Consider the following 20,812-nt stretch of genomic DNA (forward strand, 5'->3'; position numbering starts at 1 on the left):
CTGATGCGCTCCGATGTCCGTAACGAGGCGTTCTCCGTCCACTCGCGCATGTCGCAGAGGGTCGTGTGCCGGTCTTGAAAAGCAGGGCCTGGGCAAGCTTCGTGCGCGGCAGCTACCCGTCCCGGGCGCTGGCGCTGGGTCTCAGCTTCCTGGCCGTGGCGCCCATGCTGCGCCAGATGGACGCGCCCTGGTGGCAATGGGTCCTGTACGCCCTGCACGCGTTCCTGTGGCCCTATGCCGCCTGGCGGCTGTCGGCGCGCTCCGCCGCCCCCGCCGAGGCCGGTCGCCGCAACCTGCTGATCGACCATTTCGCCGCGGGCTGGTGGGCCGCCGGCATCGCCTTCAATGCCCTGCTGAGCGTGCTGATGCTGGCCCTGCTGCTGATGGACAGCATGATCGCGGGCGGCTGGCGCCAGTTCCTGCGGGGCCTCGCCCTGCACGCCGCGGGCGCCGTGTTCGGCCTGCTGCTGTTCGGCATGGATTGGCAACCCGAGTCCTCGGCCGACGAGATCTGGGCCTGCCTGCCGCTGCTGCTGGTGTATCCGGCCATGGCGGGGCGCATCGCCTACCTGGCCCTGCGCGAGCTGCGCGAACAGCGCGAGGACCTGTCGCAGCTCAGCCTGCATGACGCCCTGTCCGGCCTGCACAACCGCCGCCACATGGACGCCGTCATCCAGGCGGAATTCCAGCGCTATCGCCGCCATGCCGAGCCGGCCGCGCTGGTGCTGATCGACTTCGACCACTTCAAGCGCATCAACGACGACCTGGGGCATCCCGTGGGCGACAAGGCGATCCGCCAGTTCGCCAAGCGCCTGCAGACCAGCCTGCGCAGCTCCGACACGCCGGGACGCTACGGCGGCGAGGAATTCGTGGTGCTGATGCCGCACACGTCGGCGCGCAATGCGGGCCTGTTCATGCGCCGCCTGCAGCAGAACATCCGCGACGAGCCTCTGCTGGAAGAACGCCCGGTCACCGTCAGCATCGGCATCGCGGCGCTGTCGCCCGAGCTGGACAGCCACGGCGCCTGGCTCAAGCTGGCCGACGCCATGCTCTATCGCGCCAAGGACCAGGGCCGCAACTGCGTGGTGATCGCCGGCGACGACGCGCCCGATCCGCCCTCGGCCGAGCCGCCGCGCGGCGCGCAGGCGCTGCTGCCGCTGGAGCGGCGGCTGATGGTCGGCCTGGAGCTGGGCAACATCGCCGCCGCCATCTTCGATCCCTCCGACCGCATGGCCTGGGCCAACGAGGCCTTCCGCCGGCTGTACTGCGTGCCACCGAAGGCGCGCACGTTCGCCGACATCATCCACAACTGCTACCGGCTGCGCTGCGGCCCGCGCATCGACACGCAGAGCCTGCGCACCTGGCTGTCCATCGCCGACGCGCAGCGCCGCCGCCAGCCGCACCGCAGCTTCCTGCAGCCCATGCACGACGGCAACGTGTACCGCGTGGAAGAGACCCTGATGGCCAATGGCTGGCTGCTCAACCTGTGGCTGCCGCACCACCGCGAGGACGACGCCTCAGAACAGCTGCATGCGGTTGCTGACGGTGTCGACCCACTGGCCGCGGATCGCCAGCAGCTCGGGCAGGCATTCGACGAATAGCGGCACCAGCTCGGGGTCGAAGTGGGTCCCGCTGGCCTTGACGATGTAGTCCACGGCCTCGTCCACCGGCCAGGCCGACTTGTACGGCCGCTCGCTGGTCAGCGCGTCGAACACGTCCACCAGCGCCACGATGCGCGCCACGTGCGGAATCTGCTCGCCGCGCAGCCCGCGCGGATAACCGGTGCCGTCCCACTTCTCGTGGTGCCCCTCGGCGATGATGCGCGCCATGCGCAGCAGGCCCGAGCGGTGCTCGCCGATGATCTTGCCGCCGATGATGGGATGGCGCCGCATCACCGACCACTCCTCTTCGGTGAGCTTGCCGGGCTTCTTCAGGATGGCGTCGGGGATGCCGATCTTGCCGATGTCGTGCATCGGCGAGGCGTGCAGCACCTCTTCGGCCGCGGTCTGCGAATAGCCCGCCGCCAGCGCCAGCACCTTGGCGTAGTGGCTCATGCGGATGACGTGCAGGCCGGTCTCGTTGTCCTTGTACTCGGCCGCCGCGCCCAGGCGCTGGATGATCTGCAGCCGCGTGTCGCGCAGGGCCTGCACCTGCACCAGCGACAGGTGGTTGCGCACGCGCGCGCGCACGATGGCCGGACTGAAGGGCTTGGTGATGTAGTCCACCGCGCCGATGTCGAAGCCGTACTGCTCGTCCATCGAGCTGGCCAGCGCGGTGACGAAGATGATCGGAATGGTTTTCGTGGCCTCGTCCTGCTTCAGCGCGGCGCAGACTTCGTAGCCCGAGATGTCGGGCATCATCACGTCCAGCAGGATCAGGTCGGGCTGCTCCATGCGGGCCAGCTCGATGCCCTTGCGGCCGTCGCGCGCGAAGAACAGGCGGTAGTCCTCCTGCAGCGTATGCCGCAGCACCTGCAGGTTGGTGGGTTCGTCGTCCACGAGCAGCAGGGTGGGACGGGCGTCGATGGGTTTTTTCATCACTGGGGTGCGATGCCGCTATCGGCCGGCTCGCCGGACTGCCAGTGCAGCAGCAGCACGCGGGCCTGTTGGAAATCGAACGCGTCGATGGCGTAGTGCAGATCGTCGTGCAGCGCCTGCTGGCCCTGCGCGCGCAGATGCTGGCTGACCACCTCCAGCGCCGTGACGGGCAGTTCGCTGCGTTCCAGGCCGTCCAGCAGCTCGCGCAGGTGCGGCTGCAGATCGGGCCGGGGCGCGGCGGGCGGCGCCGGCGCGGGGCTCGGCGCCGCCGCGTTGAACTGCCGCAGCTCCTCGGCGGCGCTGGCCAGCAGGCCGCGCAGCTCCGCCAGCTGCGGCCGGACGTCGTCGTTGGCGCCACGCTTGATGCGCTCTTCCAGCGCCCCCGCCAACTCGGTCACCTTGGGCAGCGCCAGGTTGCCCGCGGCGCCGCGCAGACCGTGCAGGCTGAACATCGTCGCGTCCCAGTCGATCTCGACGGCCTCGTCCTCGGGCAGGGGATGGCGCATCGCGGCTTCGTCCAGGAAGGTCTGCAGCGCCTGCGCCAGGCGCGCCTTGTTGCCCCACAGCGCGATGCCGGAGGTCCAGTCGATCAGCGTGCGGTGGCTGTCGACCTTGCCCGCGGCCTGGCGGCTGCCGTAGGCGGCGGGTGAATTGTGGCCCAGCACACGGGCGATCTCGTGCATCAGGCGCGTCGTGTCCAGCGGCTTGGTGGCGAAGCCGCTCATGCCCGCGTCGCGCGCGGCGCGGCGATCCGATTCCATCACGCTGGCGGTCAGCGCGATGACGGGCGTGGCGGGCAGCCCGTTCGCCTGCTCGTGCTGGCGGATGCGGCGCGTGGCCTGCAGTCCGTCGACGCGCGGCATGTGCATGTCCATCAGCACCAGGTCGAAGGGATGCGCCATGTACAGCGCGATGGCTTCGTGTCCGTCCTTGGCGACCATGATCCGGTGGCCGCGCTCTTCCAGCGTCAGGGCCAGCAGCTCGACGTTCTGCGGCACGTCGTCGGCCACCAGCACGTGCAGCGGCGGCAGCGAGGCCGCGCCGACCTCGGGCGCGGGCGCGCCGGGCTTGCTGCCCAGCGCCAGCGGCAGGCGCACGTGGAAGACGCTGCCCACGCCCAGCGTGCTCTGCACGTCGATCGTGCCGCCCATCAGCTCGACCAGCTGGCGCGCGATGGTGGTGCCCAGCCCCGACCCGCCGAAGCGGCGGCTGATGGACGCATCGGCCTGCGAGAACGGCGCGAAGATGGTTTCCATCTGCTGGGTGCTCATTCCGATGCCGCTGTCGCGCACCTGGATGTGCACGAGCTCGCCGTCCAGCCGGAACAGGATCTCGACGTAGCCCTGCTCGGTGAACTTGATGGCGTTGCCGATGAGGTTGGTCAGTACCTGCTGGATGCGCAGCGGATCGCCCTTGAAGTACTGCGGCATGCCGCTGGGATAGTCGGTCTGCAGCATCAGGCCCTTCGAGTTCGCGCTGAGCGACAGCGACGCCTCGATGTGGCCCGCCAGGTCTTTCATCGAGAAGTCGATGTGCTCCAGCTCCAGCGAATTCTTCTCGAGCTTGGTGGTGTCGAGGATGTCGTTGAGCAGGCCCAGCAGCGAGCGCGACGATTGCCGGACGGTGCTGAGATGGCTGCGCTGCAGCGCAGTCAGGTCGGACTTCAGCAGCAGTTCGGTGAAGCCGATGATGGCGTTCATCGGCGTGCGGATCTCGTGGCTCATGTTGGCCAGGAACGCCGTCTTGGCCTCGGCCGCCTGGCGCGCCTGTTCCGCGGCGTCGCGCAGCGAGGCTTCCAGCGCGTGGCGCGAGGTGATGTCGGTCATGATGCCGACGAACAGCGGCTCGCCCTTCAGATCCACCTGCCCCACCGCCAGGCGGATCGGCACCAAAGTGCCGTCCTTGCGCTGGCCGGTGACCTCGCGGCCCGAGCCGATGATGCGCGGATCGCCCGAGGTGCGATAGTTGTCGATGTAGTCGTTGTGCAGCGAACGGTCGGGCTCGGGCATCAACAGGCGCACGTTCTGGCCGATGGCCTCGTGCGCCTCCCAGCCGAAGATGCGCGTGGCCGAGCGGTTGAAGGCGCGGATGATGCCGCGGCTGTCGATGGTGACCACCGCGTCGACCACCGTGTCGACGATGGCGTGCAGGCGCGATTCGTTCTCGCTGAGCTGGCGGAACAGTTCACGGTAGCGGATCAGGCCGTTGGCTGCGGTGACCAGCACGGCCACCGTCAGCGTGAAGGTGGACAGCGCCAGCGACACGAACACCGGGTCCAGCGCGATGTCGGCGTGCGCCATGCCGGGCTCGCCGATGAAGCGCGCGGCGGCCATGCCCGTGTAGTGCATGCCGGAGATCGACAGGCCCATGACGATGCCGCCCAGCGACAGGCGCTGCACGGGCCCCAGGCCGGTGCGGTGCAGCCCGAAGCGGATCCACAGCGCCAGCACGGCCAGGCCCACCGACACCGCCAGCGAGGCCAGGAACATGCGCGGCTCGTAGCGCAGGTCGGCCGGCATCTGCATGGCCGCCATGCCGCTGTAGTGCATGGCGCCGATGCCCAGGCCCACCAGCACGCCGGCGCCCACCAGGCGCCCGAACGACACGTCGGGGCTGGACAGGATGCGCAGGGCCAGCGCCGCCGCGGCGAAGCCCGGCAGGCTGGACAGCAGGGTGATCGTGGCGCTGTACCTGACCATCGTCGGCAACTGGAACGCCAGCATGCCGATGAAGTGCATGGTCCAGATGCCGCCGCCCAGAGCCACCGCGCCCGTGCCGATGGCCAGGTTGCGGTAGCGCGCGGAGTCGGCGCTGCGGGCGATGTGCGCCGTCTGCAGCGCCATGCCCGACGTCAGGATGGCCACGATGATGGAAAGCAGCACCAGCCCCGGATTGTGGGCGCCGTGCAGGTACATCACATCGCTCGAGCTCGAGTCGATGAACAAGCTATGGGTGTGACCCATGTCGTGCAATTCCCGCTCGGCCGGTACCCGGCCCCTGATGTTCGAACGTGCCCCTGGGCAGGGGCTAGCTGCCAAAGACGTGCCTCCGGCACGCGCTCGCCACGTGCTGGTGGCAAGGCCATGACTACCCGGCTACGTGCATTATCGGCGCTTGCACGAAATTCTTTAGGGCGGGTCTTGACAAATTCGATGAAAGCGCGAACTAACGCAAACGTTGGCAAGACACTGTCATATTCCTGTTGTTGCACCGCAACATACAATGCGGTGTAATGGAGGGCAGACCGGCCGCTCGCCATGAGCGGCACCGGCTCGACAGCGGGCCGGAACACCCCGTTCCAGGAGATCGCCATGGCAGCATCCGCCGCCGATCAATCCAGCAAGCCGTTCCCCAATCTGCCCAGCAACCCATGGACCGCCGCGTACGAGTACTCGGTGGACGCCTGGCAACGCGGCGTGCTGTACGCCGACGTGATGCGCCAGCGCGGCAACCAGTACCACCGGCACATCGCCAAGCGCGCGCCCAACGTGCTGAGCATGAAATCCGAACTGATCATGGACGGCCGCGAGCTCGAGCGTCCCGTCAACTACGGCCTGTTGCGCATCCTGCCGCCCGAGGGCACCGCGGTCGATCCGCGCAAGCGTCCCTTCCTGGTGGTCGACCCGCGCGCCGGCCACGGCCCCGGCATCGGCGGCTTCAAGCCCGAAAGCGAGATCGGCGTGGCGGTGCGGGCCGGCCATCCCTGTTACTTCGCCAGCTTCCTGCCGCACCCCATGCCCACGCAGACGGTCGAGGACGTGATGCGCGCCGAGGCGCGCTTCATGGAAGAGATCATCGCCCGCCATCCCGAGGCCGAGGGCAAGCCGGTGGCGGTGGGCAACTGTCAGGCCGGCTGGCAGATCATGATGACCGCGGCCATGCGGCCCGAGCTGTTCGGCCCCATCGTCATCGCCGGCGCGCCGCTGTCGTACTGGTCGGGCTGGCGCGGCATGAATCCCATGCGCTACGCGGGGGGCCTGCTGGGCGGCAGCTGGCTCACCGCCATGACCAGCGACCTGGGCGCGGGCAAGTTCGACGGAGCCTGGCTGGTGCAGAATTTCGAGAGCCTGAACCCGTCCAACACCTTGTGGACCAAGCAGTACAACCTGTACGAGAAGGTCGACACCGAGGCCGGACGTTACCTGGGCTTCGAGAAATGGTGGGGCGGCCACGTCTACCTGAACGGCCCCGAGATCCAGTACATCGTCGACAACCTGTTCGTGGGCAACCGCCTGGCCACCGCCGGCCTGGTCACCTCCGACGGCATCCGCATCGACCTGCGCAACATCCGCTCGCCCATCATCGTGTTCTGCTCGCGCGGCGACAACATCACGCCGCCGCCGCAGGCGCTGGGCTGGATCCCCGAGCTGTACCAGAACGACCAGGAAGTGCGCGCGCACGGCCAGACCATCGTCTATGCCGTGCATGAAAGCATCGGCCACCTGGGCATCTTCGTGTCGGGCAGCGTGGCCCGCAAGGAGCACCAGGAGTTCACCAGCAACATCGACATGATCGACGTGCTGCCACCGGGCATCTACCAGGCCGAGATCGCCGACAAGACGCCCGAGACCGTCAACGCCGACCTGGTCCAGGGCGACTACGTGCTGTCGTTCGAGGGCCGCCGCATGGACGACGTGCGCGCCATCGTGCAGCAGCGCCCGGACGACGACCGCCGCTTCGCCGCGGTGGCTCGCATCTCGGACATCAACCTGGGCCTGTACCGCACCTTCGTGCAGCCGTGGCTGCGCGCCGCGGTCACGCCGCAATCGGCCGAATGGATGCAGCGCATGCATCCGCTGCGACTGCCATACGAGATGATCTCCGACCGCAATCCCTGGGTCGCGCCGGTGGCGCAGGTGGCCGAGCAGGTGCGCGCGCACCGCCAGCCGGTGTCGGACGACAACCCCTTCCTGCTGGCCCAGCAGATGGTGTCCAAGGCCATCGAGACCGGCCTGAACATGTACCAGGAATTGCGCGACTGGAGCCAGGAAGCGCTGTTCATGAACATCTATGGCTCGCCGCTGGTGCAGGACTGGGCCGGCCTGGGCGCCAAGGACAAGGCCGAGGCGCCGCGCCGGCATCCGGGCATCTCGCCCGAGCACCGCAGCTTCATGGACGACCGCACGGCCGAACTGCGTTCGCTGATCGCGGTGGGCGGCCTGCGCGAAGCGGCCATCCGCATGCTGCTGTACGTGGCCAGCGCCGAGGGCAGCGTCGACGAGCGCAGCTTCGCGGGTGTGCGCCGCATGCGCGCCAGGAAGGATCACCTGCTGTCGCTGCAGCAGTTCAAGGACGTGGTGCGCGACCAGGCGCTGGTGATGCGCCTGGATACCGAGGCCGCGCTGCGTGCCATGCCGACGCTGCTGGAACGCTCCAGCGCCGACGAGATCCTCAACGCGCTGGCCGACATGAAGGAAGTGCTCGAGGCCGCGCAGCCGCTGAACGAGCGCGCGCAGGCCAGCCTGCGCGAGATGGAGACGCTGTTCGAGGAAGCGGCCCGCCGCGCCGGCGGCAAGGGCAAGCGCGGCGGCGCGGCGGCGCTGGCTCCGCAGGCCGACGTGCCGGCCACCGAGGCGGCCGAGCAGTTGCCGGCCAAGACGGCGCCCGCGGCCGAATCCAAGGCCGTGGCGCGCGCCTCGGCCACGCTGCCGTTGGAAGGCATGGACGACGCCGACGCGGCGGCGCCGCGCAAACGGGCCGCAGCCCCGCGCAAGGCCGCGGCGAAGCGGGAGTCGGCCGGGCCGCGCACGGCCAGGAAGGCCGCGGCCAAGACCCCTGCCGCCAAGACGGCCGCAACCAGGACTGCGGCCCCGAAGACCGCAGCGCCCAAGACCGCCGCGTCCAGATCCGCGAGCGCCACACCGGCCACCCGGCCGCCTCGCTCCCGCGCCAAGGCCTGATTCCCCGCGGATCAAGGACGAACGCCCCGCGCCGGCTGGTCTGGCGCGGGGCGTTCCGCTTTACGAACGGCTACATTCCCTACAAACTCATACTCAATGCGGGAAAATCAACGACCAGTTCACCACTGGTGGAAAAATATTTTCCCAACCAAGGGTTTATCCTAGGTCCGGACAGGCGCAATATGTCTTCACCGCGAAACAAAACCAACGACGACGGATTCCTCCGCCGGTTTCGCTCCCTCGACCGAATACCAGGAGATGTAATCATGAAGACCCTTACCGCTGCCCTGATGATGACCGCCGGCCTGATGAGCGCCAGCGCCTTTGCCGGTTCGAACATCGAACCCAACGACGTGCCCTTCCAGGGCGTCTACGGCGACCAGCACGATGCCGGCAGCCTGAGCCGCGCCCAGGTCGAAGCCGATCTGGCCCAGGCCCGCGCCAACGGCCTGGTCGCCAACGTGGAACCGAACGACGTGCCCTTCCAGGCCGCCGCCTACGGCGCCTCGGCCCAGGCCAGCCGTGCCGACGTACAGGCGCAAGCCGCCGCGGCCCGTACCGCCGGCCTGTCGTCCAACGTCGAACCGAACGACACCCCGTTCGTCGCGCAGAACACGACCGCGCAATACGACGCCGTCGCCGCCGAATAAGGCCTGCCGAAGTCCGAAAGCCCGGTGCTTTCGGCGTGATACCCCCGAAGCATCCGCCGCCGCCGACGCCGTGGCGGATGCGACCTTGAGATGCCTGGTCCAGCCGATGGACCAGGCATTTTTTTATTGCATCGCCGCCAGGCGCCGCTCTCCATGCCCGCACCGGCGGCGCGCGGCCGGACAATGTCGTCCTGCGCCGGATCGACGACGAATGAAGGCGAGATGTAAGAGTTCCGGTCGTTTCGATTTTCTGTCATAGAGATTGGCCAGACTGTCCGTTTTCCGCGACCGTTCGCTGCCGCATCCGCGGCCGACGCCGCGGATGCGCACAGGATTGCCGCCGCCCCCCGGCAACCTGCCCTGCTTCTCTTCCCGTCGCGGATCCAGGCTTGCCTATGGCCATTCACAGCGCCCCACACCTACCCCGCACGGTGCGTTATGCACTTGCCGCCAAAGGCGCCCTCAAGCGCACCGCCCGGCACGCCGAACGCACCGCCAAGAATTCATTGCTGCGCCTGCTTTCCCGGGGCGGCGGCACGCGGGACGAACAGGGCGTCGCGGCGCTGTGCGACATCCAGCGGATCATCGTGATCCGGCCCAATTACCGCATCGGCAATGCCGTGCTAAGCACGTCCATCATCGACCCGCTCAGGACGAAGTATCCCGGCGCGACGATCGACTTCCTGGCCACCGACAAGACGGCCGGCCTGTTCCGCAACCTGCCCGTGGGCAAGGTGGCCGCCCTGTCCCGCTCGGCCATATCGCGCCCGTGGCGCATGGTCTCGCTGCTGCGCAACCTGCGCGCCGGCCGCTATGACCTGGCGGTGCAACTGGAAGACGGCTCGCTCACCGGCCTGCTGATCTCGCGCCTGGTCGGAGCCCGCTACGTCATCGGCAAGCCGCGCGGCTCGGCGTGCTGGTACGACGTGAACATCCGCGAAGACGTCGACCATGCCTACGACACGGCCTCGGTGTTCTCCCGCGCGTTGGGCGTGGCCTGCCTGCCGCGTCCGCAACTGGTGTTCTGCCCGCAGGAAGCCGCTGGCGCCCGCGCGAACCTCGAGACGCTGGGCCTACGCATGCGCGACGGCCGCGTCGAGCCCTACGTGGCACTGTTCGTCGGTGGCCACGGCGACAAGGTCTGTCCCGCCGAGTTCTGGACGGCGCTGTGCCGCGGCCTGGACCAGCTGCAACAGCGCTTCGTGGTGTTCGTCGGCCCGGAGGAAACCCGGCTCGTGCCCGCGCTGGAGCACGCCCTGGCCTCGCTGCCCCATGGCAGGCTCTGCCCGCCGCGCCCGCTGCGCGAGTTCGCCGCCATGCTGGCCCAGGCCGGCGCTGTCATCACCCCGGACTCGGGTCCCATGCACATCGCGGCGGCCGTGCAGGTGCCGATCATCGCCATGGCGCGCTCGCAGCGCTCCAAGGCCTTCATCCCGGCGTACGACGACACCCGCATCGTCTGGAACCTGGACGTGGCAGGCGCGGTGCAGGCGGTGCGGGAACTGATGCCGAGGCCCGCGGCGGCGTAACGGCGCCGCCGTGGTCGCGTGGCAGGGCGCGTCGCATCCCCGCGAGCGCCACCCGCTGCCCTTCGAAGCCGGCGGGCGCTCAGCTGCCAGCGCCGCCCCACATCCCCAGCACCACCTGCACCAGGTCCACCTGGCGGTGGCAGCCCGTCTTGTTCAGCAGGTTGCGCAGATGGGTGCGCGCGGTCGGCACGCTGCAGCCATGCTGCAGGGCGAACTCGGTGACGCTGGTCCCGTGGGCCAGCGCGGTCGCCAGGCGCCCTTCCGTGACCGTCAATCCCAGGCATTCGGCCAGCACGTGCGGCGACACCGCGCCGCGGGCGGCCAACGCGGGGCCGGCGAAGATCACCATGGCCCGCGGACGCACGCCCGGCGCCAGGGCATGGACCGAGCGTAGCGGCAGCACGCTGATCGCCATCTTGCTCGTGCCCACGTTCACGCTGAGCACGCCGGCGGCCGGCTGGACGTCGGCGCAGGCACGCGCGACGCGCTGCCGCAGGATGTCCTGTTCGGCGGGCTCGCCCATGCGCAACCGGCCGGCTTGCACGTGGCAAGCCGTCTGCGAGGCGAACAGGCGTTCTGCCGACGGATTGCAGTAATCGACGCGGCAATGCGCGTCGACGACGGCCAGCGCGCGCGGCAGGGTCTCCAGGGCCGCGAAACCCAGGGCCGCCCGTTGCGCCAGGGTGCGCGCCTGCGCGCGCAGCCTGGCCGCGCGCGCCATGGCCGGCGTCAGTTGCTGCAGCAGTTGGCGATGGTCATCGCCGAAGGGGACAGCGTCCTTGGCGCGCAGCAGGCCGACCTCGTCGCGATGCGCGGCGCTGCTGTCCAGCACGATGGCCACGCAATCGTGGATGCCGTTGGCGCCCAGGAAATCGGTGTACAGCGCGCTGCGCGATCGATGCCGGGCGTCGAAATGATCGTGGTCGTACATGAACTGGCCGGGCTGGAAGCCCGCCAGGATGCCCAGTCGCTCATCGCGATGCGCGTAGTGCTGCTCGTACTCGTTCGCCTGGTCCGGGACGCCTGCGCTGACGACGTGGTCGACCACCGCCTGCGCCTCTCGGTCGATGACGATCTGGTGGAAATAGCACCCTCCCACCTGCCGCGTGGTCTCGTCCAACGCGCTGTACCATGCCTCGGGGGACAGGATGCCCTCGTAGAACAGGGAAGCCAGCCGTGCTGAGGGAGAATCACCCATGGCGGGTCTCCGGAAAGCGCTAGGGGTGCCGCCCGGGGCCGGGCAGCGGCTGGCCGCCAGCTTGTCAGAAAATATTAAGAAACACTAGAGCAAGTTACCAAATAAGAAAACGGGCACTGCAGGGAATCCTGCAATGCCCGCCGTGGCCGCGGTACGGCGGCCGCGTCATGACCCGCGGTGCTCAGGCAGCGCGTTCCTGCAGCACCTGCACCGCCGGCAACGTTCTGCCTTCCAGGAATTCCAGGAAGGCGCCGCCGCCGGTGGAGATGTAGCCGACCTGCTCGCCGATGCCGTACTTGGCGATGGCGGCCAGGGTATCGCCGCCGCCGGCGATCGAGAAGCCGGCCGCGTCGGCGATGGCGCGCGCCACCGTCTCGGTGCCGTTGGCGAACTGGTCGAACTCGAACACGCCGACCGGGCCGTTCCAGACAATGGTGCCGGCCTGCTTCAGCACGTCGGCCAGCTGGGCGGCGGTCTTGGGGCCGATGTCCAGGATCATGTCGTCGTCGGCCACGTCGGCGGCGGCCTTGACCGTGGCTTCGGCATCCGCGCCGAAGGCCTTGGCGCACACCACGTCCACCGGGATGGGCACGGCGGCGCCGCGCTTGGCCATCAGGTCGATGACGGCGCGTGCCTGCTCCAGCTGGTCGGGCTCGGCCAGCGACTTGCCGATGGGCAGGCCGGCGGCCAGCATGAAAGTGTTGGCGATGCCGCCGCCCACCACCAACTGGTCGACCTTACCGGCCAGCGACTGCAGGATGGACAGCTTGGTCGACACCTTGGAACCGCCCACGATGGCCACCAGCGGACGCTTGGGCTCGTTCAGGGCGCGGCCCAGCGCGTCCAGCTCGGCTTCCAGCAGCGGACCGGCGCAGGCCACGGGCGCGAAACGCGCGATGCCGTGCGTGGTCGCCTCGGCGCGGTGCGCGGTGCCGAAGGCGTCGTTGACGTAGACGTCGCACAGGGCGGCCATCTTGCGCGACAGGGCTTCGTCGTTCTTCTTCTCGCCGGCGTTGACGCGGCAGTTCTCCAGCAGCACGACCTGGCCGGGCGCGACGTCCACGCCGTCGACCCAATCCTGCACCAGCTTCACGGGCGCGCCCAGCACCTCGGCCAGGCGAGCCGCCACGGGCGCCAGGGTGTCGTCCTTGCCCAGCGTGCCTTCGGTGGGACGGCCCAGGTGCGAGGTGACCATCACGGCCGCGCCGGCATCCAGCGCCAGGCGGATGCCGGGCACGGACGCGCGGATACGCGTGTCTTCGGTGATGTTGCCGGCGTCGTCGAACGGCACGTTGAGGTCGGCGCGGATGAACACGCGCTTGCCGGACAGTTGTCCGGACTTCGCCAGCGCGGACAGCGTATTGACTTTGGACATAGACGATTCTCTCTAGTTATTGGAAATCTGGACGCTCTGGGCGCTTCTCTACTCGCCGAGCATTCTTGCGTAATTGCGCGCTGCGGGGGGTCTGTTGTTGTGTTCGAGTGTTTGGGTTCTTAACTACTCGGGGGTCTTGCGGTGGACGTTTGTTTGAGTTCTTGAACCGTCGGCCTGTGTCCCGATGGCTCGTGCCCGCCAAGTCGTCGGGCTCGGGCGCGCCACCAGGCGCCCTCGGCCGCTACGCGGCTTCCCCTCCTCCAATTGGCCGGCACGAGCCATCGGGACACAGGCCGACTGCTATGACGTCATGCCAACGATCTACAACCGATCGCCGTCCTTCAAAGTACGGCATCGAGCATGCAGCGATGGCACTACATGGCCTCTAAGCCGTCTTTCGCCGTACCGCCGAGCACCGGCACGTGGCATGCCCTGGCCCGCCGCATGCCGCTGTCCTGAGTCCCCGTCCGTGCCAGTGGGCCGCACCGGCCAATTGGAGGGAGGGAAGCCCCGTAGGGGCCGAGGGCGCCTGGTGGCGCGCCCGAGCCGACCGACTTGGCCGGTGCGGCCCACTGGCGCGGACGGGGACGCCTCAAGAACACAGAATGACCGCCCCAGCACACGACATTCCAACAAACACACGACGAACACTCAAACGAAAGGGCAGACCCCTTCCGCAAAAAAGCGAAGAAAGGACCTGCCCCATCGATACAAGCAAGAACTTACTTGGCCGACATCAATGCAACCGTCGTGTCCAGCATGCGGTTCGAGAAGCCCCACTCGTTGTCGTACCACGACGTGACCTTCACCAGGCGGCCCGAGACCTTGGTCAGCGTGGCGTCGAAGGTGCTGGAAGCCGGGTTATGGTTGAAGTCCACCGAGACCAGGGGGTCGGTGTTGTAGTCGAGGATGCCCTTCAGCTCGCCTTCCGAGGCGGCCTTCAGGATGCCGTTGACCTCTTCCACCGTGGTGTCGCGGCTGGCGATGAACGACAGGTCGACGATCGACACGTTGATGGTCGGCACGCGGATGGCGAAGCCGTCCAGCTTGCCGTTCAGCTCGGGCAGCACCAGGCCCACCGCGGCGGCGGCGCCGGTCTTGGTCGGGATCATGCTTTGCGTGGCCGAACGCGCGCGGCGCAGGTCTTCGTGGTAGACGTCCGTCAGCACCTGGTCGTTGGTATAGGCGTGGATCGTGGTCATCAGGCCGGACTCGACGCCCAGCTTGTCGTGCAGCGGCTTGACCAGCGGGGCCAGGCAGTTGGTGGTGCACGACGCGTTGGAGATGACGGTGTCCGACGCCTTCAGCACGCCGTGGTTGACGCCGTACACGACGGTGGCGTCGACGTCCTTGCCGCCAGGAGCCGAGATGATGACCTTCCTGGCGCCGCCCTTGATGTGCGCACTGGCCTTTTCCTTCGAGGTGAAGAAGCCCGTGCACTCGAGCACCACGTCGACCTTCAGCTCGCCCCACGGCAGTTCGGCCGGGTTGCGGTTGGCCAGCACGCGGATGCGGTCGCCGTTGACGACCATGTAGTCGCCGTCGACGTCGACGGTGCCCGGGAACTTGCCGTGGGCGGTGTCGAAGCGCGTCAGGTGCGCGTTGGTCTTGGGGTCGCCCAGGTCGTTGATGGCGACGATCTCGATGTCGTGCTTCTTGCCGCCCTCATAGTGGGCACGCAGGACGTTGCGGCCGATGCGGCCGTATCCGTTGATGGCTACGCGAATGGTCATGGCTGAATGCTCCTGGTTTATTGCAAAACCTGTTTGACGGTCTCGGCCACCTTGTCGGCGGTCAGCCCGAAGAATTTGAACAGCGCGCCGGCCGGCGCGGACTCGCCGTAGCGGTCGATGCCGACCACGGCGCCCTCCAGGCCCACGTACTTGTGCCAGAACGCGGTGACGCCGGCTTCGACGGCGACGCGCGGCAGGCCCTTGGGCAGCACGGAAGCCTTCCAGGCGGCGTCCTGGCGGTCGAACACGTCGGTGCTGGGCATGGAGACCACGCGCACCGCGATGCCTTCCTTGGCCAGCTGCGCCTGCGCGTCCAGCGCCAGGCCGACTTCGGAGCCGGTGGCGATGATGACGGCGCGCGCGCCGTCGGCGTCACGCAGCACGTAGCCGCCGCGGGCGATGGCGCGGACGGTGTCGGCGTCGCGCGGCACGAACGGCAGGTTCTGGCGCGACAGCAGCAGCGCCGACGGACCGCCGTCGCGCACGGCCATGCCGATGCTGGCGGGACGGCCCACGGCGCAGCCCCAGGCCACGGCGGTTTCCGTGGTGTCGCAGGGACGCCAGACCGACAGGTTCGGGATCAGGCGCAGGCTGGACGCGTGCTCGATGGATTGGTGCGTGGGGCCATCCTCGCCCAGACCGATGGAGTCGTGCGTGAACACGTGCACCACGCGCTGCTTCATCAGCGCGGCCATGCGGATGGCGTTGCGCGAGTAGTCGGAGAACGTGAGGAAGGTGCCGCCGAACGGCAGGTAGCCGCCGTGCAGCGCCACGCCGTTCATGACGGCGGCCATGCCGAACTCGCGCACGCCGTAATTGATGTGGCGGCCGAAGTTGATGCCGCCCTCGGCGGCGCGCACCGGAGCCACGCCCTTCCAGTCGGTGAAGTTGGAGCCGGTCAGGTCGGCCGAGCCGCCCAGCATTTCGGGCAGCACGTCGGCCAGCGCCGTGATGGCGAACTGCGAGGCCTTGCGCGACGCGACGGTCTCGCCCTTCTCGACCGTGCCGGCCACGTAGGCCTGCAGCTTGTCGGCGAAGTCCTCGGGCAGGTCGCCCTGCATGCGGCGCGTGAATTCGGCGGCCTCGGCGGGGAAGGCGGCCTTGTAGGCCTCGAACACCTTGTTCCAGTCGGCCTGCGACTGGGCGCCGTATTCGCGGGCGTTCCAGCCGTCGTAAACGTCCTGCGGAATGGCGAACGGCTCGCCGCTCCAGCCCAGCGCGGCGCGCGTGGCGGCGATCTCGTCCTTGCCCAGCGGAGCGCCGTGCACATCGTGCGTGCCGGCCTTGTTGGGCGAGCCCTTGCCGATGACGGTGCGGCAGACCACCAGCGTGGGCCTGGCCGACTGCGCGCGCGCCTGCTTGATGGCGGCGTCGACCGCGTCGACGTCATGGCCGTCCACACCGCGCACCACGTTCCAGCCGTAGCTTTCGAAACGCTTGGCGGTGTCGTCGGCGAACCAGTGCTCGACGTGGCCGTCGATGGAGATGCCGTTGTCGTCGTACAGCACCACCAGCTTGGACAGCTTCAGCGTGCCGGCCAGCGAGCAGGCTTCGTGCGAGATGCCTTCCATCAGGCAGCCGTCGCCCACGAACGCGTAGGTGTTGTGGTCGACGATGGCGTGGCCGGGCTTGTTGAATTCGGCGGCCAGCAGGGCCTCGGCCAGCGCCATGCCCACGGCGTTGGACAGGCCCTGGCCCAGCGGGCCGGTGGTGGTCTCGACGCCGGGGGTGATGCCCACTTCGGGGTGGCCCGGCGTCTTGGAATGCAGCTGGCGGAACTGCTTGATCTCGTCCAGCGGCAGGTCGTAGCCGGTGAGATGCAGCAGCGCGTAGATCAGCATGGAGCCGTGGCCGTTGGACAGCACGAAGCGGTCGCGGTTGGCCCAGGCGGGATCGGCCGGGTTGTGGCGCAGGTTGCGCGTCCACAGCGCCTGGGCGATCTCGGCCATCCCCATCGGGGCCCCGGGGTGCCCGGAGTTGGCTTGCTGCACGGCGTCCATTGCAAGCACGCGCAGGGCGTTGGCCAAGGGGTTGGGGACAGGGGAGAGACTCATTCGGCGGGCTCTTGGATCGAAGCGGTTGGACGCCGCGGCGGGCGCCGGCGCCACATCCGGCGCGGCCGCAGGAAGCACGAACATTGCGGCACGAACATTGCGCCAGGCGCGGGCCTGGAAAGCTCACGATTTTAGCACCCGGACGCAGATGGCCCGGCCGGGCGGCGGATGCGCGGGCCCCGCCCCAGGGCGGGACGCCCCGCACGGGATGTCTCGACGAGATGCCCCCGGCGCGCGACGTCCGGGCGGGGCCCGCCGGCAAATGGTAGCCTAGCCGCCACGACCGCCCATCCCCCATCCGCACGATGTCCCTCTCCCGCTTCTATTGCGACCTGCCGCTGGCCAGCGGCGCCCTGCTGCCCCTGCCCGAGGCCCTGGCCCATCACGCCGTGCGCGTGCTTCGGCTGCGCGATGGCCAGGACATCGTGCTGTTCGACGGACGCGGCGGCGAGTACCCCGCGGTGCTGCAGGTCGAAGGCCGTGCCGTGCACGCCCGGCTGGGCGAGCACCGCGCACGCGAGGCCGAACTGGGCGGCGGAATCACGCTGGTGCAGGGCCTGCCCAGCGGCGACAAGATGGACTGGGTCGTGGAAAAGGCCGTTGAAATGGGGGCCGCGCGCGTGGCGCCCATCGGCGCGCAGCGCAGCGTGGTGCAGTTGTCCGGCGCGCGCGCCGACAAGCGGCTGGCCCATTGGCGCCGCATCGCGCAGTCGGCCGCCGAGCAATGCGGCCGCAATCGCCTGATGCAGGTGGATGCGCCCTGTTCGCTGGCCGAATGGCTGCGCGAGGCGCCGCACGGGCCGCGCCTGCTGTGCCATCCCGATGCCGAAGCCTCGCTCGCGGACGTGCTGTCACAGGCCCCCGCGCCGCGTCACATCAGCCTGCTGGTGGGTCCGGAAGGCGGCTGGTCCGACGCGGAGCTGCAGGCGGCGCGCCAGGCCGGCACGACGGCCGTGCGCTTCGGTCCGCGCGTGCTGCGCACGGAAACCGCCGGCCTGGCCCTGATGGCCGCGGCCAGCGCGTTGCTGAAGTGGTGAAACGCGCGGCGGCCTGAGCGGCGGCGCGGGCCGCCGGCGGCATGTCGATCGCGCGGCGGCGCGTCGCCGGCGACCTGCCCCGCCGACGTCGAAATGACTGGAAACAAGAAAACGGCGCCCGCGACCGATGCGCGGCGCCTGCCGGATCAGACCTCGCCGTACGGCGCGGCGGCGACGCCCGGTTCGGGATCGGGATGGCGGCCGGCGTGTTCGACCACGTAGCAGAACAGGCGGCCGTTCTCGCGCGCGAACTCGGAGGCGTCGGCGCACACGCCCTCGATGCTGGCGGCGTCGTCGGTCAGCGCGGGATCGCCGGAATGCAGCCGGTACAGCCAGAGCACCACGCCTTCCTTGTGGTCGAGCACGGTGTCGCAAAGGCAGTCGTACAGGGCGTCGAGATTGCCGCCGAAATACTCGGGGAAATCCACGGCCTTGGCCACGGCGCGCAGCACGGCGGAGCGGCTGCGGGCGCGGTCGCAGTCGGCCACCATCAAGGTCATGCCGAGCTCTTGCGTCGCATCGACCATGGCCTGCTTCTCGCCGCCATCATGGTCGATGGCGCCGCCACGTTTCAACTGGCGCTGCAGCGCTGCTTGGCCATTCCGCGTCATGCCCGGGCCTCCTGGAAAAACCTGGTGACTTCATCAATACGCCGCATCGTATCGGCATAACCCAGTTCGATCAATCGCCGTGTGTATCCGGCTTCGAACAGCAGATACGACATGAGTGCGCCGCCCCCCGGACGGTCCGGCTCGGACGATACACCGAGTACGCGAAAAAGGGTACGAGCCTCGGATGGCAGGTCGTCCAGGTGCTCCAGCGCCAGCTGGTCCAGCGACTGGCTGGGCGTGAGCGTCAGCACGTCCACGCGCCGGGTGGCCGAGCCGTCGGGCAGCACGGCGTGTTCCAGCAGCGAGTTGGTGCGTTCCAGGCGCTCCACGTCCACCGCCAGGCTGTCCAGGAAGATGCTGGACATGGCGTGGCCCGCCACTTGCGCCAGCGAGGGATACGGCGGATCTTCGGCGCGCTCTTCGGGGTGCGTGTCGTCGCGGTAGCCGGTGCCGATGACCAGCACGCGGTCGGCGCCCAGGTGGATGGCCGGACTGATCGGCGCCAGCTGCCGCATCGAGCCGTCGCCGCACCACTCCACCTGGCCCTGCACGCGCACCGCGCGCGCCGGGAACACGAAGGGGATGGCCGACGAGGCCAGCAGGTGGTCGATGCCGATGGGCGTGGGCACGGCGCGACGCAGGAAGCGGTGCCAGGGTTCGATGGGCCGGCCGGCCTGGTAGAACGTGAGGTGCTCGCCGCTGGTGTAGCCCGACGCCGTCACCGCCAGCGCGGACACGAAGCCGCGCGACAGGTTGGCGTGCAGGCGATGGAAATTGACCACGCGCGCAAGCAGCTCGGCCAGCGGCGTGTTGTCCAGCAACGAGCGCGGCCGCTTGTCGTCCTTGCCCGCCAGCATCCAGCCCAGCGACAGCAGGCCCAGCCAGCGCACGCCGGTGCGCGCCAGGCTGGAGGCGTCGGCGCGGTAGACCATCGAGGTTTCCAGCGACTCCCACAGTTTGCGCATGCGCGCCAGCGCCCGGTGCGGGGTATGGGCGCGGCAGGCCAGCGCCGCCGCGTTGAGGGCGCCGGCGGAGGTGCCGCAGATGATGGGGAATGGGTTGACGAAGCCGGGCCGGCCGTCGGGATCGAGGATCTCGAGCACCGCGGCCAGCACGCCGACCTGGTAGGCGGCGCGCGCGCCCCCGCCGGTCAGCACCAGCCCGGTCGGCCTGACCAGGGGCCGATTCAGGGCCGGCGTGCCGGGTACTGCGGACTCAACGCGGATTGTTGGCATCGACGACCGACAGGGCGGTCATGTTGATGATGCGACGCACCGTGGCGCTGGAGGTCAGGATGCTGACCGGAGCGTTGGCGCCCAGCAGGAACGGGCCCACGGCCACGTTGCCGCCCGCGGCGGTCTTCAGCAGGTTGTATGCGATGTTGCCCGAGTCCACGTTGGGACAGACCAGCAGGTTGGCCTCGCCCTTGAGGGTGGACGACGGCAGGATGCGCAGGCGCAGCGCCTCGTCCAGCGCGCAGTCGCCATGCATCTCGCCGTCGATCTCCAGCTCCGGCGCGGCCGCGCGCACGCGCTGCAGCACGTCGCGCATCTTGGCGCCGGACGCCCAGGTGCCGGTGCCGAAGTTGGAGCGCGACAGCAGCGCCACCTTCGGCGCCAGGTTCAGGCGCCGCATTTCCTCGGCCGCCGCCACGGTGAACTCGGCGATCTGCTCGGCCGTGGGATCGTCGTTGACGTGCGTATCCACCAGCGCCACCGTGCGCTCGTCCAGCAGCAGGATGTTCATGGCGGCGTAGGTATTGGCGCCCGGGCGCTTGCCGATGACCTCGTCGATGAAGCGCAGGTGGTCGTGGTAGGCGCCCACCACGCCACAGATCATGCCGTCGGCATCGCCCACGCGCACCATCATGGCGCCGATCAGCGTCAGGCGGCGGCGCATCTCCACGCGCGCCATTTCCTTGGTGATGCCGCGCCGGCACATCAGCTCCCAGTACGTCGTCCAGTACTGGTGGAAGCGCTCGTCGTACTCGGGGTTGGTCACCTCGACGTCCTTGCCCAGCTGCAGGCGCAGGCCGTACTTCTCGATGCGCGCGGAGAGCACGGCGGGCCGGCCCACCAGGATGGGGCGGGCCAGGCCTTCGTCGACCACCGCCTGCACGGCGCGCAGCACGCGTTCGTCCTCGCCCTCGGTGAACACGATGCGGGCGCGCGCGCCCTCGCGCACCAGG

Annotated in this window: 14 protein-coding genes; 5 read left to right on the forward strand and 9 right to left on the reverse strand. The window is 69.1% G+C overall.

Annotated elements, in window-relative coordinates:
- Nucleotides 1-74: 74 nt before the first annotated feature.
- The gene (locus FS845_RS18470; protein ID WP_186332331.1) at nucleotides 75-1,601 is read left to right on the forward strand and encodes a diguanylate cyclase; all 1,527 of its coding nucleotides are present in this window, start codon (nucleotides 75-77) and stop codon (nucleotides 1,599-1,601) included.
- On the opposite strand, the gene FS845_RS18475 is transcribed toward FS845_RS18470, so the two are convergent.
- Nucleotides 1,518-2,537, reverse strand: coding sequence for a two-component system response regulator (locus tag FS845_RS18475; protein WP_144637990.1), 1,020 nt, complete (start codon nucleotides 2,535-2,537; stop codon nucleotides 1,518-1,520). The two genes, FS845_RS18470 and FS845_RS18475, sit on opposite strands and share 84 nt — an antisense overlap.
- Nucleotides 2,537-5,500: an MHYT domain-containing protein gene (locus FS845_RS18480; protein ID WP_186332332.1), complete on the reverse strand. Its 2,964-nt coding sequence runs from the start codon at nucleotides 5,498-5,500 to the stop codon at nucleotides 2,537-2,539. Before FS845_RS18480 ends, FS845_RS18475 begins: the two co-directional genes overlap by 1 nt.
- Before the next feature lie 348 nt (nucleotides 5,501-5,848).
- On the opposite strand from FS845_RS18480, the gene FS845_RS18485 reads away from it, so the two are divergent.
- The 3 genes from FS845_RS18485 (at nucleotide 5,849) to FS845_RS18495 (ending at nucleotide 10,616) form a co-directional block, all read left to right on the forward strand.
- Nucleotides 5,849-8,437, forward strand: a complete 2,589-nt coding sequence (locus FS845_RS18485; RefSeq protein WP_144637992.1) for a DUF3141 domain-containing protein — start codon at nucleotides 5,849-5,851, stop codon at nucleotides 8,435-8,437.
- Nucleotides 8,438-8,703: 266 nt separating this feature from the next.
- Nucleotides 8,704-9,087, forward strand: a complete 384-nt coding sequence (locus tag FS845_RS18490; protein ID WP_260986341.1) for a DUF4148 domain-containing protein — start codon at nucleotides 8,704-8,706, stop codon at nucleotides 9,085-9,087.
- A gap of 506 nt (nucleotides 9,088-9,593) precedes the next feature.
- Nucleotides 9,594-10,616: a glycosyltransferase family 9 protein gene (locus FS845_RS18495; protein WP_186332333.1), complete on the forward strand. Its 1,023-nt coding sequence runs from the start codon at nucleotides 9,594-9,596 to the stop codon at nucleotides 10,614-10,616.
- A 79-nt stretch (nucleotides 10,617-10,695) separates the two neighbouring features.
- Here the strand turns inward: FS845_RS18495 and FS845_RS18500 are convergent, their stop codons facing one another.
- The 4 genes from FS845_RS18500 to tkt all read right to left on the reverse strand — a co-directional run bounded on the left by FS845_RS18500 (nucleotide 10,696) and on the right by tkt (nucleotide 16,976).
- Complete coding sequence (locus FS845_RS18500) at nucleotides 10,696-11,814, reverse strand: helix-turn-helix transcriptional regulator (protein ID WP_144637996.1); 1,119 nt, start codon at nucleotides 11,812-11,814, stop codon at nucleotides 10,696-10,698.
- Nucleotides 11,815-11,995: 181 nt separating this feature from the next.
- Entirely contained in the window at nucleotides 11,996-13,189 is a 1,194-nt protein-coding gene (locus tag FS845_RS18505; RefSeq protein WP_144637998.1) for a phosphoglycerate kinase, read from the reverse strand.
- Nucleotides 13,190-13,911: 722 nt separating this feature from the next.
- On the reverse strand, nucleotides 13,912-14,922 hold the full coding sequence (gene gap, locus FS845_RS18510; RefSeq protein ID WP_144638000.1) for a type I glyceraldehyde-3-phosphate dehydrogenase: 1,011 nt from the start codon (nucleotides 14,920-14,922) through the stop codon (nucleotides 13,912-13,914).
- Nucleotides 14,923-14,939: 17 nt separating this feature from the next.
- Nucleotides 14,940-16,976 carry a transketolase gene (gene tkt, locus FS845_RS18515; protein WP_144638002.1) on the reverse strand — a complete coding sequence of 679 codons (2,037 nt, stop codon included), beginning with the start codon at nucleotides 16,974-16,976 and terminating at the stop codon, nucleotides 14,940-14,942.
- 305 nt (nucleotides 16,977-17,281) lie between these two features.
- Here tkt and FS845_RS18520 point away from each other — a divergent pair, with 305 nt between their 5' ends.
- Complete coding sequence (locus FS845_RS18520; protein WP_144638004.1) at nucleotides 17,282-18,013, forward strand: 16S rRNA (uracil(1498)-N(3))-methyltransferase; 732 nt, start codon at nucleotides 17,282-17,284, stop codon at nucleotides 18,011-18,013.
- 146 nt (nucleotides 18,014-18,159) lie between these two features.
- Here the strand turns inward: FS845_RS18520 and FS845_RS18525 are convergent, their stop codons facing one another.
- The 3 genes from FS845_RS18525 to FS845_RS18535 form a co-directional block, all read right to left on the reverse strand.
- Nucleotides 18,160-18,624: a barstar family protein gene (locus tag FS845_RS18525; protein ID WP_144638006.1), complete on the reverse strand. Its 465-nt coding sequence runs from the start codon at nucleotides 18,622-18,624 to the stop codon at nucleotides 18,160-18,162.
- Entirely contained in the window at nucleotides 18,621-19,778 is a 1,158-nt protein-coding gene (locus FS845_RS18530) for a patatin-like phospholipase family protein (RefSeq protein ID WP_144638076.1), read from the reverse strand. The genes FS845_RS18525 and FS845_RS18530 overlap by 4 nt, the downstream gene beginning before the upstream one ends.
- 61 nt (nucleotides 19,779-19,839) lie before the next feature.
- Nucleotides 19,840-20,812: phosphate acyltransferase (locus FS845_RS18535; RefSeq protein ID WP_260986342.1), on the reverse strand; the 973-nt coding region annotated here is incomplete at its 5' end.

This window comes from Bordetella genomosp. 13, from assembly GCF_007679965.1.
Classification (GTDB): Bacteria; Pseudomonadota; Gammaproteobacteria; order Burkholderiales; family Burkholderiaceae_B; genus Bordetella.

Bases quoted from the DNA above. Each gene is read 5' to 3' on its own strand.
- FS845_RS18475 (WP_144637990.1), bottom strand. From the start codon at position 2,537: ATGAAAAAACCCATCGACGCCCGTCCCACCCTGCTGCTCGTGGACGAC.
- FS845_RS18480 (WP_186332332.1), bottom strand. From the start codon at position 5,500: ATGGGTCACACCCATAGCTTGTTCATCGACTCGAGCTCGAGCGATGTG.
- FS845_RS18485 (WP_144637992.1), top strand. From the start codon at position 5,849: ATGGCAGCATCCGCCGCCGATCAATCCAGCAAGCCGTTCCCCAATCTG.
- FS845_RS18490 (WP_260986341.1), top strand. From the start codon at position 8,704: ATGAAGACCCTTACCGCTGCCCTGATGATGACCGCCGGCCTGATGAGC.
- FS845_RS18500 (WP_144637996.1), bottom strand. From the start codon at position 11,814: ATGGGTGATTCTCCCTCAGCACGGCTGGCTTCCCTGTTCTACGAGGGC.
- FS845_RS18505 (WP_144637998.1), bottom strand. From the start codon at position 13,189: ATGTCCAAAGTCAATACGCTGTCCGCGCTGGCGAAGTCCGGACAACTG.
- gap (WP_144638000.1), bottom strand. From the start codon at position 14,922: ATGACCATTCGCGTAGCCATCAACGGATACGGCCGCATCGGCCGCAAC.
- tkt (WP_144638002.1), bottom strand. From the start codon at position 16,976: ATGAGTCTCTCCCCTGTCCCCAACCCCTTGGCCAACGCCCTGCGCGTG.
- FS845_RS18520 (WP_144638004.1), top strand. From the start codon at position 17,282: ATGTCCCTCTCCCGCTTCTATTGCGACCTGCCGCTGGCCAGCGGCGCC.
- FS845_RS18525 (WP_144638006.1), bottom strand. From the start codon at position 18,624: ATGACGCGGAATGGCCAAGCAGCGCTGCAGCGCCAGTTGAAACGTGGC.